Consider the following 16,044-nt stretch of genomic DNA (forward strand, 5'->3'; position numbering starts at 1 on the left):
AGGCAGGGAGGGGTTTATTCGAGCGACCGGCAAAAGACTACTTGAACGCCTGATTTAACCCCTACCTCCTCCTTCCCCAAGGAAGGAATCGCACATCCCCCTGCTCTCTTTTATTCCTTCTTCACTTTAAAATTCTTTATAGCAAACAATTTCCCCACTATTTCATCACCCTCCTATTCCCCTTATCATCAAAAACAACCACACTCTTCATCCCATCATCAACCTGTATAAACCTGGCAGACTGCGACAGGAAGGAGCTGCCATAGTAAAACTCCTGCTTGGTTACCCGGCCATCGTTATATTTAATAATAGCATAAGCATCACGCTCCTGTACCGCCACGGTTTTAACCTTTATATTTTGTTTAAAAACCTTCAGGCTATCCCTGTTCTGGCTGGCGGCCAATAGGATATGGCTGTTTTTATCACGCAACTGCACCAAAGCCTTGCCGTTGCCCGGAATGTAAATGCCGCTTTGCAAAATACTCATTGGCTTAAAGCCGCCTTTGCCATCGCCTTTCAACATCAAACCATTCAAGGCATCGTAGCGACCGACTGATGCATCTGAGCCGTAATCGTTTCCATTCATCACTACATCCAGGTTGCCATCGCCATCAAAATCGCCGGTTTGCATGCCGTTAAGGACGGATACCTGGGCTTCTATTGGTAGCGGTATCAGCGTAAATTTGCCATCTCCATCGTTGCGCAGGTAACATGATTTAAGCAGGTTGGCTTTAAGCCTTAAAGCGCCGTTTAGCTGCTCGGGCGTAAGCATATCCTGCAGGGTGGCGGTGGCAAATGATTTGTAGTTGGTATATTTCTTTTTCAGGCTGATCATTTGTTTCAGCTGGTCTTCCCTCCCTTGCAACGGAAACTCTTTCTTTTCGCCATTTACATCCGGGAAAAACACGGATGGGATGGTGCTGTATCCGCTGCCGTCGAAGTTTTTTGCGGTGATGTAAATCGGGTATTGGTCGCTGGCCTGCAGCAGGCTGTTTTGGCCAAGGTTGCCCACTATGTAATCAGTACGACCGGTATGCCTGAAATCGCCACCGGTTATGGTGTTCCACATGCCCAGTTTGTCGGCAACGCCCGACTTAGCGGTGACGTTCACAAACTTACCGTGGTCGTTTCTTAGGAAAGTAATGGGCATCCATTCACCGGCCATGATCAGGTCGGGCCAGCCGTCGTTGTCAAAGTCGGTGAATAAGGCATCGCAAATGAGGCCCGCATTTTTTAATGCCGGGGCAACCTGGGCGGTAACATCGGTAAACTTGATGTGGCCATTCTGGCTATCGTTCCTTAAAATAATGCTCGATACCGGCTGTGGGTATTTCCATGGCTCAACCCTGCCTGATACGAACAGATCAAGTTTGCCATCTTTATTATAATCGCAGGCGCGCACGCACAGTTTGCTTGTAAAGTTTGTAGGCAAAGCATCGGTTGTCAGGGTAAAATTGCCTTTGCCGTCGTTTAAGTAAAGCCTGTCCTGGTATTCAGGGCTATTCGCGGCAGTTTCATACCCTGCGCCGGCCGCATATAAATCCAGTTTACCATCGCCGTTGGCATCAAACAGCAGCAAGCCGCCGTCCTTATATTTGCCCGGACTTACTGCAGGATTATTTTTCACCAGGTCTCGCTGGATGAATTTGCCGTTCGCTTGCTGTAAAAACACCTGCGCCGGAAAGTTAGAGTTCCCCCCTATCACCATATCGTCCAGCCCGTTGTTATCCACATCGCCAACGGCCAATGCAGGGCAATACTCCGATAATTTATGCGGTAAAAGCTTTTGAATGTTAAAATCGACAAAGTTGCCATCCTTGCTCACATAGCCAATACCCAAAGAATCTGTTACCTCTTTAAACAACGATTTTGCGTAAACCGCAGGCTGTGTGGGCGAATAACTGCTGCCGGCAGCGGCAATGTTTGCGGTTATCTTTTGATCGGCCTTTACATTAAGTAATACTTGCTTTTTGCCGCCAGGCCATTTTACCACTACCGAATCTACCTTGCTGATTTTGCCTAAACCAAAGTGGGCTATGGCTTGTACCGATGATAAATAGCCCCGGTAAGGGTTGTGTTCATAAACCTGGTGCTTGCCATTATCGTAAAAAATTTCGACCAATGCCCCCAGGCCGTTAATATTCATTTTATCGCCTTTAAAGCCAATTTGCAGGTAATGGGCGCTATCCAGTTTTGTTTTATCATCCCGCGAGGTATTGCGGTATACAGATGCTTCATCGTTGATATTGTTGACTACCATATCCATAGTGCCATCATTATCCAGATCAACATAAACAGCTCCGTTTGAAAACGATGGCGTATTCAATCCCCAGCTTTTGCTTACGTCATGGAAAGTGAGATCACCATTGTTTTGAAAAGCGTAGTTTGGTATTTTGATCTGGGGGATTTGCTCCAGCACCTTTTCCTTGGGCACAGCCGCATAAGCCTGGCTTCGGTAGGTCATAAAATCGCGGTCGGATACATCCTTAGGGAAACCGTTGGTAACGATGAGATCGCGGAAACCATCGTTATTAAAATCGGTTACCAATGGTGTCCAGCTCCAGTCGGTTTGGGATAGGCCACTCATGAAACCTACTTCGCTGAATGCCGGGCTGCCAATGGTTCCGTTTTGGCCCAAACGCGGCCCCTGGTTAACCTGCAGTGTGTTGCGTACGTATTGATACTGCGTTTTAAACATATCAAAAAGCTGGAAGGTTTGATAGCTGTTGGCACCCAGGATCATTTTTTTACGATAGTTATCCTCGGGGTTCATGTCCAGCTCTATCACATCGGCCAGGCCATCGTTGTTAATATCCACAATATCCTGCCCCATAGCGTTGTAGGATGTATGTTTAAAATACTCTTTGGACCGATCTGTAAACGTACCATCATGGTTGTTGACGTACAGAATATTGCTGGATACAAAATCATCAGATACATAAATATCTTTCCAGCCGTCGCCGTTAATATCAACCGTAGTGGCTGCATGGCCAAAGCCATCTAAATTGATGCCGGCCTGTGCCGATACAGTATGAAAAACGGCATGATGCAGCTTTTCGTCCCAATCGTTACGGTACAGCTGCCCGGTACTGCTGTTGCTGGTACGGGTGGCTTTGCCAAAAACGTTAGGGTAATAGGCCGATGACGCGGTATTAACCGTGAGGTACATATCCAGGTCGCCATCATTATCGTAATCAAAAAAGCTGGCCATGGTTGATTGTTTGGTCAGCTCCAGGCCATAGGCTTTTGCCTCATCCTTAAAATGCGGGATGCCATCCTTATCAAGCCCCTGGTTGATGTATAAAATATTTTTACGGCGCAACGAATCGGGGTAAATGGTATTACATATATAAATATCCATCAGGCCATCGTTATTGATATCAACAACGGCAACGCCCCTGCCCCAGCGGCCCATACCGTTTACGCCGGCCACATCAGTAATATCTTCGAATTTAAAATCTCCTTTATTCAGATAAAGCCGGTTTGACACCAGGTTGCCGGTAAAGTACAGGTCCTGTAGGCCATCATTATTAAAATCGCCAACGCCAACGCCGCCACCGTTGTAAATATTGGTGAGGTCGATGGGGTTAATGGTATCGGTTTCGATAATCTGGTTATTAAAATGAATGCCCGAATGCGATGAAGAAATTTGCTGAAACAACGTATGCTTTTTGCAGGAAAACAAGCATATCGACAATAAAAGCAGCACCGGGAAATGGATCTTATTCATATGGGGGATATTCAATTATTTGTTAACAAATGCCATTATCTTTTTAACCTCCTGCGGATATACGGCTATATGATGGGTATGCACAAAAAACCTTACAGGCGGGGCTTTATCGGCAGTTTGCACAGATATTACATTGGTAGTTAATTCGGGCATGTGGCAGCTGATGCATTTATCTTTAAGCACACCAGCACTCAGCTTATCCGTCATTTTGCAATACACATGATTGGGCTTGTTATGGCAGCTGAGGCATTTTTGGGTATATAAAATATCGTTGCCGCGCGTATTCCGGTGCGTATCGTGGCAGGTTGCGCAATCCATGGTACTGTTCATGTAGCACTTGCTGCTTTGTAATAGTTGCAACTGCTTGCCATGCACATCTAAATGACTGGTATCCAACGTGCGCTGAAATTCGGGAAGTTTATATTTGGCAAAGGTATCGCCGGGCATAAAGCCAAATGTTGTTTTTAACAATGCCGTATGGATACCTGAGTGGCATACCGCACACATGTCCATCCTTTGCTCCCTGCTTAAATTTGCGTAGCGGGCTATAAATTTTGCCGTTTTAACACCGGGATTGTTAGCCTGAAAATCGACGTGCTGTGCACCGGGACCGTGGCAGCGTTCGCAATCAATACCATATACCATGGTGCTTTTATCAAATTGCTCATCGCGGCTTAACTGCTGGTTTTCCTGGGGCAGCTCATCAACATATGATACATGGCATTCCAGGCAACGCTTACCTATCGACCTGAAGTTGACAAAATTAAATTGATAGCCTGGACTGGTTGACCATTGCTCCTGTTTATTATAATAAGATAATGGCAGCTGGTAAAGCTGGTTGTTTTGCCAGTATAAATAGCTTTCGCCTTTTACCCCGCCAAAAACAATATCAAATCGGTTGCTTTGCTTAACCTTGCCATCCTGGTAAAGGGTTTGGTATAAGCCGCTATCGCGTTTCTCCATCAATATTTTTTGATTTTGGCTGATGTTAAAGACGTTAAAGCCTGCTGCAAAGCTGCCGTGTACCGTATTTGCCGATGCAGGGATTGACGCTATATAATGTGCAGTATGCAAGTATGAGTCATAAAGCTTACCATGACATTTAGCACAGGCTTTTGAACCGGCGTATAAAGGGCCGCGGGGATCGGCATAGGCATTATTACCCCTAAACTGGAAGTAGATAACTACCAGTAGTGTAATTAATATGCTTGTTACTATTAGTGTTTTTTTCATGACAGCGAGCCCGGCCCCCTCTAAATCTCCCCCGGTAGGGGAGACTTTTAAAATCTATTTTTTTTAAACTCTAAGCCGTTTACAGGAAGACTTAACTTCACTCCTTTTAAAAGCCCTCCCTACCGGGGAGGGTTTGGGTTGGGCCGAATTTAAAAAGGCTTTCTCCCGAAGGAGAAAGCCAAAGCAAGTAACCAATTATATAACTAAACTCAGTTCATTCATCATAACCCTTATTAATAACCTGGGTTTTGTTTCAGGTTAGGGTTAAGCCCTATAGCGGTTTGCGGTATAGGCAATATATCGTGGTTTGCAGGTAACGATGTGCGCCAAACTCCATGCAGTTTTCCATCGGCAGTTGGGCCGTAAGGATAAGGCTGCGGGGTTACTGTAGCATCGGTACCGTAGTTTTTTTGAATAAACGAAGCAGCTACACCCGGACCTGCCCTGCGCAGTAAGTAAAATAAGGAATACTCGCCGGTCAATTCGTGCCTGTACTCGCTTAATACCATTTGCAACGGATCGGTGATAGGGGTAGTTGGTTTACCATCGTAAGTAAGCCCATCCTGCATAACAGCAGGGGCCGAGCCACCAAAAGCCCTGTCTCTAACCAATTTCAAATCGGCCATGGCACCAGGAATATCACCGGTACGCACTTTACACTCTGCTCTTGACAATAACACTTCGGCATAACGCATCAGGATTTGGTTTTGCGAACCAAATATGGTTGATGAACCGTTGGCGCCGGTAAGGTTTGGATCGCGCCATTTTTTTGCGCAATAGAAGCCAGACCGGGTAAGGTCATCGCCATACCATGGCTGCCTTAAGGCTCCGCAGGTATTAATGATATTGCCATCATCGCCAACAAATGAGCCGTATTTTTGTGCCGAGTTATCTTTTGTTCCGTTTTTGAAACCATCAATAACCACCTGGTAACCTTTTATACCACCCCATTTGGCAATAATGCCTGGGCTGATGTTTTGATCGCCGGGACCAATGATAGTCGCATTTTTACGTAAATCGCCTGTTTGGTATGAGTATTCTAAACCTGGGTTACCATAATCATAACCAAAACCGCTTAACTCATGTGGCCAGCTAAAGTCATCTATCCATGCTACTTCGCCACCATTTTGCCAGCCGCCATCCCAGCTTTGTGAGCCCTGGATATCAAACTGAATTTCAAATAACGACTCGTCGTTATTTTGATTGCTAAATTCATGTACATCAATAAATTTTGGCAATAAATGGTAATTGGCTGTCAGTTCGGTATTGTTAAATGCGGTAAGTGCCTCAGCATATTTACCTAACCACATTTGTGCCGAACCTTCGTAAGCATAGGCCGCACCTTTGGTAGCCCTGCCTTTTTCGGTAGCCGGCAATACCGTTTTTGATTGCAGCAGGGTTTCAGCCTGTTTCATATCGGCTACAACCTGCGCAAATACTTCGGCTTGTGTATTTCTTGGCGTTAAACCGTTAGTTGATGCTTTTAACTCCAACGGCACACCGCCAAAACTACCTGCCAGGTAATAATAGCTCATCCCCCTTAAAAAGTAAGCTTCGCCTAATAAACGGTTACCCAATTCTGCGGTAACTACACCTTTTGTTTTTGCAGTTGCAATGATCTCTAACGCCGAGTTTGCCCTGATGATGTCAAAATAAGCATTTTGCCAAAAGGTATACAACGCTCCAAAAGTTGGGCTGATGGTATAATTGTTCCAGGCAATATCGCCACCGTCATTAAACCAGTCATGGCTGGTAAAATTGGCATAGTACCAGATTGATTTTTTCAGCAAATCGCTGTTTTGGTAACCATCATAGATACTGTTTACCAACGCTACTACATCCTGCGATTTTTCGAAGGTTGCGTCGGCGTTTGATGCTGTAGTATTGGTTTGTGTTAAGAAATTCTTTTTACAGCTGAGCGGGATCAGCATAGCCCCACACAAGGCCGCTATAGTGAAATATTTTTTATTGATTTTCATATCATTAATTTTTTTGTCCTTGGTTAGAATACTACGTTTAAGCCGATAGTGTAAAACCTTGATGATGGATAAGTACCGTTATCAACACCGTTTTGGGTTGGGTTGGCGTTTTGAGTGCCAATTTCGGGATCAAGACCAGTGTATTTGGTAATGGTGAACAGGTTTTGAGACGAAACATATACCCTTATTTTTGATAATGTAAGTTTCTTAACCAAATCCTGTGGTAATGAGTATCCAACCGTAACAGTTTTCAATTTCAGGAAACTACCATTTTCAATCCAGGCGCTTGATGGCAAAAGGTTACCGTAATCGGTATCATCATAATGTACCGCGGCATAACGGTTTGACGAGCGTGTAGGAGTCCAATAGTTATTGTAATACTGCTTGCTCACGTTTTCGATACTTACCGATCCTCTTTGTGCAAAGCTCTCGAGGTTACTTTCCTGGTAGTTCAAAATCTTGTTACCGTAAACACCGTAGAAATAGGCGTTAAAATCCCACGATTTGTAAGACCCGCCAAGGTTAAACCCGCCAAAAAATTTAGGCTGGGGACTGCCAAGGGCTACCCTATCGTCGGCTGTTATTTTACCGCTGCCATCCACATCGGCATATAACCTATCGCCTACGCCGGTAGTAGCTTTGTAATAAAAGTCATTACCTTTTGCTTGTGCAGCTGCGTTTAAAGCGGTTAATTGAGCCTGGTTCTGGATAATTCCGATTGCTTTGTATCCATAAAACTCGCCAATTGGCTGGCCTATATAAGTCCTGGTAAATTCACTCCAGCCATCGCCTGTTAATCCAAGGCCACCAAAATTGGAGATTGCATTAGTACCAGAATACAAGCCTGTAAGTCTGTTTTTAATGAATGAGAGCGTTAAACCTAAATCAATGTGTACATCACTATTTACAGCGTGATTATAATTGAGGGCAAACTCCCAGCCTTTATTTACCATTGAGCCCACATTTGAAGGTAATGTATTATAACCTGTTTGTGGTGATGCCGCTATGTTTAACAGGAAATCCTTTGATCTTCTGTTAAAATAATCAACAGTAAGGCTTAATTCGCCATTTAAAAACGACGCGTCCATACCGATGTCGGTCACGTAGTCAGTTTCCCACCTGATGTTATCATTTTCTGGCTGGATTGAAGCCACACCTGCCTGGTAAGTTCCGTTTGAACCACCTACTTTACCGAAAGCATAACCAAGGTTACCACTGGCTGTTGCAGAAGCACCTGCAGAATATAACGATTGGTAGGTGAAATCGCCGATGCCATGCTGGTTACCCAACTCGCCATAGCTTCCTCTGAATTTTAAACCCGAAAGCCAGTTAACATTGGTAAGAAAAGATTCCTTTTTAACATTCCAGTTTACAGCACCTGAGTAAAAAGTACCATACTGATGGCCTGGCGCAAACTGCGATGAACCGTCTCTTCTAACCGTACCTGTTAAATAATACTTACTGGCGTAGTTGTATGCCAACCTCGCAAACTGCGAAGCGTAAGAACGTTTTACTTCGCCGTTGTTAACAGCACCATTGGTATTAGCATCCAATATAAGGTTGGTACCCTGGCTCAAGCTTTTAATAGTATTGTTTGGCGGTGTAACACTGCCACCTAAACTATTGTAATCGCTTTCCTGTTCAGAAACACCAGCTACAAAATTGATAGTATGTGAGCCGAATGTTTTATCGTACGACAGGTAATTTTCCCACAACCAGTCGAACGTACTGTTGATATGCTGCGAATATAAAGCGGTGCCCGACGCACCGGCAGAAGCGCCATACTGATCTATTTTACGGCTATCTGAAGGTTGGAAGTAAGAACCGTTGTAACCGGTATAAGTAATACCGCCGTTGGTTTTAAATTTAAGGCCGTCAAAAATAGTAGCTTCTAATGATGAGTTAACCAAAAAGTAGTTGTTTATATTTTTATACTTATTGGTCTCGATTGAGTAGATAGGGTTGTTATTTTTGGCCACATAAGTGTAAATAGGGTTAAAAAAACCGTAATTACTATTAGCGTCTTTTATCTGGCTGGTTAATTTATTACCGCCATCAAGTGTTGGTGGCAACTGGTTTATATTACCTAAATTACCGGTACCATAAGGGTTATTTAAATTTTGGTAAGAGTATTTGGCACTGGTTGCAGATTTAAGCCATTTTGTTGGCTGATAGTCTAAATTTGTCCCTACAGTGATCCTTTTAAAGTAAGAGCCCAGCACAATCCCTTTTTGATCATAATAACCTATAGATGTTGATGATTGTACTTTTTCATTACCACCACGGATAGCCAAATCATAATTTTGGGTTAAACCGCCACGGTAAATGGCATTTTGCCAATCGGCATTGGTTAACGACGATGGGCTGGCCCAGTTGGCCAATGTAGTAAAGTGTTTGTTGGGGTCGTTTGCTGCTACATCGTTGGCCAGGGTGGCAAACTGCTGCGCGTTTAACAAATCGTACTGCTTAGGCTTGCTTTGAAACGCGTTGTAAGCGTTAAACTCAACCTGCGCGCCACCATCTTTTTTACCTTTTTTGGTGGTTACCATAACCACGCCATTGGCTGCCCTAACACCGTAGATAGCGGTTGCCGAAGCATCTTTCAATACATCTATAGATGCGATATCGCTTGGGTTGATGTTGTTGATACCGCCTGCATTTATTGGATAACCATCAACTACATACAACGGAGTGTTACCGCCACTGGCCAGGCTACCTGTACCGCGTATTAATACGGTAATGTTACTACCCGGCGAAGCATCGTTATTGGTAACCTGTACACCAGCCGCACGGCCTTGCAAAGCCTGATCTAACGATGTAACGGGTACTTTTGCAATGGTTGCAGCGTTAACAGAACTAATTGCGCCGGTAACATCGCTGCGTTTGGCACTGCCGTAACCCACAACAACTACCTCGTTAAGTGCTTTATTCTCGGGCGATAATTTTACGTTTACTGTTGCGTTACCGCCAACTGCCGCTTCCTGGCTGGTGTAGCCAATAAAGCTGAATATTAATGTAGCATTGCTGCCGGCTGTAATTGAATAAGCACCTTCGGTATTGGTACTTGTTACGGCTACGCCGCCTTTTACTTTTACGGTAACGCCCGGTATTGGCAGCCCGTCATCGGCTCCGGTTACCTTACCGGTAATTTTGCTTTGTGCATATCCAGACATACTTACCAGCATAAGTGCTAAGTTGATCCAGATTAAAGCCACAAACTTTTTGATGTGTAGTTTTCCTCTCATACATTAATTATTAGATTTTGAAAATTGGTTTGCGATCGAAGCGGTTCGGCTTTTTTATGTCGGCAAAATTTCACCGAACCTTGATACCAAAACTATACAACCCGCACAATCGATTGTACTACTTATGTTTAAATTGATACAACAAATGTTACACGCATTTAAATCAATGATTATCAATAAGATAAACAGAATACCGAGTATTAATGGTCAAAAAAGTACCATAAGCACTAAGCCGATACAACTTTTGATACAGGTGTTAAAGCTGTGGTTTGAGGTAAAACAGGCTTAAAATAGATTGGGAGGTAAGTGTTGGTTAACGGGGAAGGCCAGGAGTTCGCATAGCCCTTTCGTAAAACTTGATGGACTAAGGAAAAAGACCTGATAATACCATTTATTCAAATCCGGTCTCTTTTTAACTTAGAAGCTGTCTAATTAAAAAGAGACCGTCATTGCGAGGTACGAAGCAATCCCCGACATGCTAAGTCCCACATAGTTCGGGATTGCTTCGTGCCTCGCAATGACGGTAGTTTAAATTAAATTTAAACAGCTGCTTAACACTTTGGGCTAAAGACTTTCGACTTAAAAAACAGGCACTTTTAAAAACGGCTCAACGCCGATGGCTTAATTTTTAAAATATTGCCTTGCTTATCAAAGTTCAGGCTATCTAAACAAAGCTCGCGCAATACATATTCTTTATTTTGGGGATGAATGCGGTGGTATAAAATATAGTATTGGCCGTTTTGCTGAAACACGGTGTGATGGCCGGGCCCAACTGTGGTACTATCGGGTGTGGTTGCCAGGATAGGGTCGTACTCACCTTCTGTCCATGGGCCAAAGGGGGTTTTACTTACCGAATAGCGTACCTGGTAAGTGGCGTCAATGGCTTTACCGTATGAATACATCAGGTAATACAAGCCGCCGCGCTTAACCATATGCGGGGCTTCAAAATAATGTGGCGGCGTAATATCCTTTGGTTCGCCATCAAAAGTGACCATATCTTTTTTAAGCTTTACTACCATACAATGGCCGTTTACCCACTTAAAGCCCGATCCCCAGTATAAATAGGCCTGCCCATCCTGGTCAATAAAGCAATCGGGATCGATATTATGAACACCAGGGTATTTATTGCCTGCAACAAGGGGTGTATTATCGGCTTTCGCATTTTTCCACGGGCCAAGCGGGTGGCTGCTTACCCCTACCCACAACTCGCTGCCTACTGCTACGTACAGGTAATACTTGCCATTGGCGGCCTTGCGGATGGATGGTGCCCACACCATCGAACCATTGGAAGTTGGGCTTGTACAGGCTTGTTTAGTTGGCCAGTTAATATGTTCTGTTTTAAAGGTCACAAAATCTTGGGTTACCAGTACCCCCAACTCGTTGCCTCCCCAGGGATCAATGGTGGCATAGATATAATAAAGCCCCTTATCTTTAAGTATAGTAGGATCGGCATAGTAGCCTTTAACAACCGGATTATTTACAGCCTTTGTTTGTGCATGGGCTATCAGCAAAAAGCTAAAAAATAATGTTATCAGCAACGGGGTTTTAAATATCCTCATGGTGCGCAAATTAACAATTTTATCAATTACCGGTATCAATCGTGCTAGTGCTACGCTAAAATATTTTCATGCTCCTTATTCTTCAGCTCGGCAATGTATTCAGACGGCAGCATGCCAAACTCTTCTTTAAACACCTTTGCAAAATAAGCGGCATTGTTAAAGCCCACTTCATAAGCCACATTGGCAATACTTAGCTTGCTTTTCTCCAGCAACTGTACTGCCCGTTGCAAACGGATGGTGCGGATACAATCAACCGGCGTTTTACCGGTAAGGTTTAATAATTTACGGTAAAGGGATACCCTGCTCAGCGCCAGGTGCCTGGCCAGCTCTTCTACCGAGAAATTGGGTTTGGTGATATTCTGCTCAATAAAATCGAGCGCGTTTTTCAGGAATTTTTCGTCTTCAGATACTACCACCACATCCTGCGATTGAATATCGACCTGTTTTTGATAGGTTTCTTTAAACGTTTGCTGCATCAGCAATAAATTGTTGATTTTGGACAGCAGTATGCCCGAATTAAATGGCTTAACAATATAATCGTTAGCCCCGCATTCCAAGCCCACCAACTGGTCATCTTCGCCGGCCATAGCGGTTAGCAATATAACGGGGATATGTGATGTACGGCTATCTCCCTTTAGCTTTCGCGACAATTCAAAACCACTCATTTCGGGCATGGTTACATCGCTCACTATTAATTTGGGGTGCAAGGCAAGCGCTTTTTGCCAGCCTTCTTTACCATTTACGGCCTCAATAATGTGGAAATGATCTTTCAGGTTCTCTTTCAGGTAAAAACGCATATCATCATCGTCCTCAATTAATAAAACCGTTGGTTTTTTGTTTGAGCCCTGTATGCCATCAGTGTTTTTTAAAGTTGGCAACGTGTTATTTTCCTGTATTGCGGGTGCAAGCGTCAGTTTCTCGGTTTTGCCTTCAAATGGTATGCTTACAATAAAACAACTGCCATATTCGGGTTCGCTTTCCAGCCTGATAGTTCCTCCATGTATTTTTATAAACTCTTTTGTAATTGACAACCCAATTCCGCTGCCCTGGTTTAAAAGGCTTTCGGGGATATCATCCTGGAAAAACCGTTCAAAAATCATCTCCTGGTTTTCTTTCGAGATCCCGATACCTGTATCAATTACCCTGATTTCGAGCATTCTTTTATCAGCAGGCAAATTAGCAACCTGCGGGGTATTTAAAATTACACTGATGCTGCCGCCTGTCGGCGTAAACTTAAACGCGTTTGACAGCAGGTTAAACAATATCCTTTCTATTTTATCCTGATCAAATTTGGTTATAAATGAATGTAACTCACTCTCAAACAGGTATTGAATCTTTTTTTGATGGGCCACATCGGTAAATGACGAGGAAACTTCTTTTATAAATTGAATAATATCGCCCTTGTTTAAGCTAAGCTTCAATTCGTTATGCTCCATTTTCCTGAAATCTATCAACTGGTTAACCAGGTTAAGTAAGCGCTTGCTGTTGCGCTTAATCATGGTTAAATGATGTTGCTGATCGGGATTGTCAGATACCTTGATAAGATCATCAATTGGTGACAAGATTAATGACAACGGCGTGCGAAACTCGTGACTGATATTAACGAAGAATTTAATCTTCATTAAATCAAGCTGGTGCATGCGCTGCGCTTCTTCGCGCTGGCCGGCAAGTTTTCTTTCAGCCTCTATCTCTGCCTGTTTAAATTCAAATTGCCGTTCCAGTTTGGTTATACCGCGGTGCCTGATGTAAAATAACAGCCCAAGTGCAAACAGCATGTAAGCGATGTAGGCTAAAGGTGTTTTCCAAAACGGGGGCTGAACGGTAATTTTAAGCGAGATCTCTTTACCGGTATTTAATTCCCTCACTTTAAAAGTATAATCGCCACCGTCAAGGTTGGTGTAGGTAACACTATGGCTGTTGGCCGGGAAAGTGATCCAGCCTTTATCAAAGCCTTCAAGGGTATACTGGTAACTTATTTTATTGGGATAAAAATATTCGTTGGCGGCAAACTCTATATCAAATACATTTTCATTATGATTCAGGGTTATCCACTCTGTTTCTGATATAGCCTTATCCAGCACAACCCGTCCTTTTACCGAATCGCCGGCGGCCACACTTTTATTAAATAGCCTAAAATCGGTGAATACCAATTTGGGATTGGGTTTAAGGGTATTTATTACTGCCGGATCAAATAAATTAAATCCATGCGCCCCACCAAATGCCATTTGCCCGTTTCGTAGTTTTATAGCGGCATATAAGTTAAAATCCCGCCCCTGTAAGCCATCAGCCTCATTGTAATTATCAACCTGGAATTTATATTGCCCGCCTGCGGGTGTTAAACTGATGTTTGAAAGGCCGTTGGTGGTGCTTACCCACATCCTGCCCTGGTTATCTTCTAAAATGTTCGATACATTATTTACCGGCCAGCCCACGCCCTTATCTACATTTAAAAATGTATTGGTTTGGGTGTTAAGTATGCTTAAGCCGCTTTTTGTGCCAATCCACATCAATCCGCGGCTATCCTGGGTTATTATATTTACGTCGCTGCCGGCAAGGCTGTTTGGATTTTTAGGCTGATAGTAGTAATGCCGCACCCGGTTTGTTTTGCGCTCTATCACATCAACGCCTTTATCGCGGCCTATCCAAATATTTTGCTGCCTGTCCCGGTAAAAAAAAGCTGTGTAGTCAGATACCATTTTATACTCGGGATGGCCGAAGGTATTGCTTTTACGGTCAAGTACGTTCAATCCGCCCGCAAAGGTTCCTACCCATAAACTCCGGGCGCCATCTTCAATTATGGTATAAACCCGGTCGTCGGTAATGGTAGTTTTATCTTTATCGCTATGACGGTAATGAATAAACTTTTTACCATCAAAACAATCCAGGCCACCAAAATAAGTGCCTATCCAAAGTTTATTTTCATGGTCAACGTATAAGCTTATTATAATATCGATTGATAAACTATTAGGATTAGACGCATCGTGCATGAATTGGGTATACTTTTTGGTTTCAGGGTTAAAATTGATAAGACCGCCGCCATTTGTCCCTATCCATAAATTACCGTTCCGTTCTTCGGCAAAAGCATTAATATCCTCATAGGGCAGGCTGTTTTTATCTGTTAATAAATGCCTGTAAACCGGAAATTGAATGATGGCACTGTGGTAATAACTTATCCCTTGCTTAAAGGTGCCTGCCCAAACAATGCCGGCATCATCCTTGTATAAAAAAACACTGTTACCGCTGATGGATTGCGGGTCATCCTCCTTATTTACCAGGTAAGTTACTTTATGGGTTACCGGATCGAGCACGTTGATGCCGCCATGATCGGTACCTATCCATATTTTGTTGTCATCGCCCTGTATTATGGTATTCACAATGTTGGAGTTTAGCCGGCCATCGGGCGTATCTTTACTAAAGTGTAATAGCGAATAGTTTTGGGTATTAAAGCAGTAGGTGCCAAAAGGCCCCGCGGCCGAATAAATCCACAGGTTACTTTTATTATCAACTGCAAGCGTGTACAATTCCTGCTTATTTAAGTTGGCCCTGGCCAGGCCATCAAAACGTTTGATGATCTTATTTAACCGGGTATCCAACAAATCGATAATACCATCGCTATAAATTAACCAAACAGCATTATTTTTTGTGGCTGCCACATCCATTATGGCATCTGAATGCAAAATGGTTTTTGAAAAGGACGATGTGCAATAAAACGACGTGGAGCCGTCTGTCGGGTTATACCTGTACACGCCTTTATTTTTAGTGATAAACCAAAAGCCGCGGTCTTTATCCTTTCGTATGAGTGTTACATCACTGGTTATAATTTTATACCGCCTAAGCTCATCGGCAACGTTAACGGCAAAGTTCTCGGTAGCGGGGTCATAAATACTGATGTTGCTGTGCGTAAAAATCCACAGCTTTTTATCAGGCCCTTCGCTGATGCGCGAAACAAAGCTTTCACTTAGCGAATTGCGGTTATCGGCTTCGTGCTTAAAAACCTTAAATTTAAACCCATCATATCTGCTCAGGCCCGAGTTTGTGCCAAACCACATGAACCCTTTTTCGTCTTTAAAAATACAATTAACGTGATTATCAGATAAGCCATCGGTAATATCTAAACGCGAAAATTTATATAAATGATTTTGGGCAGATAGCCATTGATGAGTACAAACAAAAAATACAAATACAATATAACCTTTAATGCTCATTATTAAATAATTACCAACAATCGATTGCGGGGTTTAATAATCCGGTTTGCGGGGTTTATAAAATTACGTAATAAGTGCTATATTAACATCAAT

6 protein-coding genes are annotated in these 16,044 nt (G+C 43.3%); all 6 read right to left on the reverse strand.

The features are described from left to right. Positions 1-157: 157 nt before the first annotated feature. The 6 genes from AC1RM2_RS02255 to AC1RM2_RS02280 all read right to left on the reverse strand — a co-directional run bounded on the left by AC1RM2_RS02255 (position 158) and on the right by AC1RM2_RS02280 (position 15,951). Entirely contained in the window at positions 158-3,730 is a 3,573-nt protein-coding gene (locus AC1RM2_RS02255; RefSeq protein WP_492982959.1) for a VCBS repeat-containing protein, read from the reverse strand. Positions 3,731-3,745: 15 nt separating this feature from the next. Then, positions 3,746-4,963 carry a multiheme c-type cytochrome gene (locus AC1RM2_RS02260; RefSeq protein ID WP_492982961.1) on the reverse strand — a complete coding sequence of 406 codons (1,218 nt, stop codon included), beginning with the start codon at positions 4,961-4,963 and terminating at the stop codon, positions 3,746-3,748. A gap of 233 nt (positions 4,964-5,196) precedes the next feature. Further along, positions 5,197-6,942, reverse strand: coding sequence for a RagB/SusD family nutrient uptake outer membrane protein (locus AC1RM2_RS02265; protein WP_492982963.1), 1,746 nt, complete (start codon positions 6,940-6,942; stop codon positions 5,197-5,199). A gap of 23 nt (positions 6,943-6,965) precedes the next feature. Next, on the reverse strand, positions 6,966-10,187 hold the full coding sequence (locus AC1RM2_RS02270) for a SusC/RagA family TonB-linked outer membrane protein (RefSeq protein ID WP_492982965.1): 3,222 nt from the start codon (positions 10,185-10,187) through the stop codon (positions 6,966-6,968). A gap of 596 nt (positions 10,188-10,783) precedes the next feature. Further along, a complete protein-coding gene (locus tag AC1RM2_RS02275; protein WP_492982967.1) occupies positions 10,784-11,746 on the reverse strand; it encodes a family 43 glycosylhydrolase in 963 nt (320 codons plus the stop codon). 50 nt (positions 11,747-11,796) lie between these two features. Further along, the gene (locus tag AC1RM2_RS02280; protein ID WP_492982968.1) at positions 11,797-15,951 is read right to left on the reverse strand and encodes a hybrid sensor histidine kinase/response regulator transcription factor; all 4,155 of its coding nucleotides are present in this window, start codon (positions 15,949-15,951) and stop codon (positions 11,797-11,799) included. Between the last annotated feature and the right edge of the window lie 93 nt (positions 15,952-16,044).

The organism is Mucilaginibacter sp. GW822-FHT03E02 (assembly GCF_058801545.1).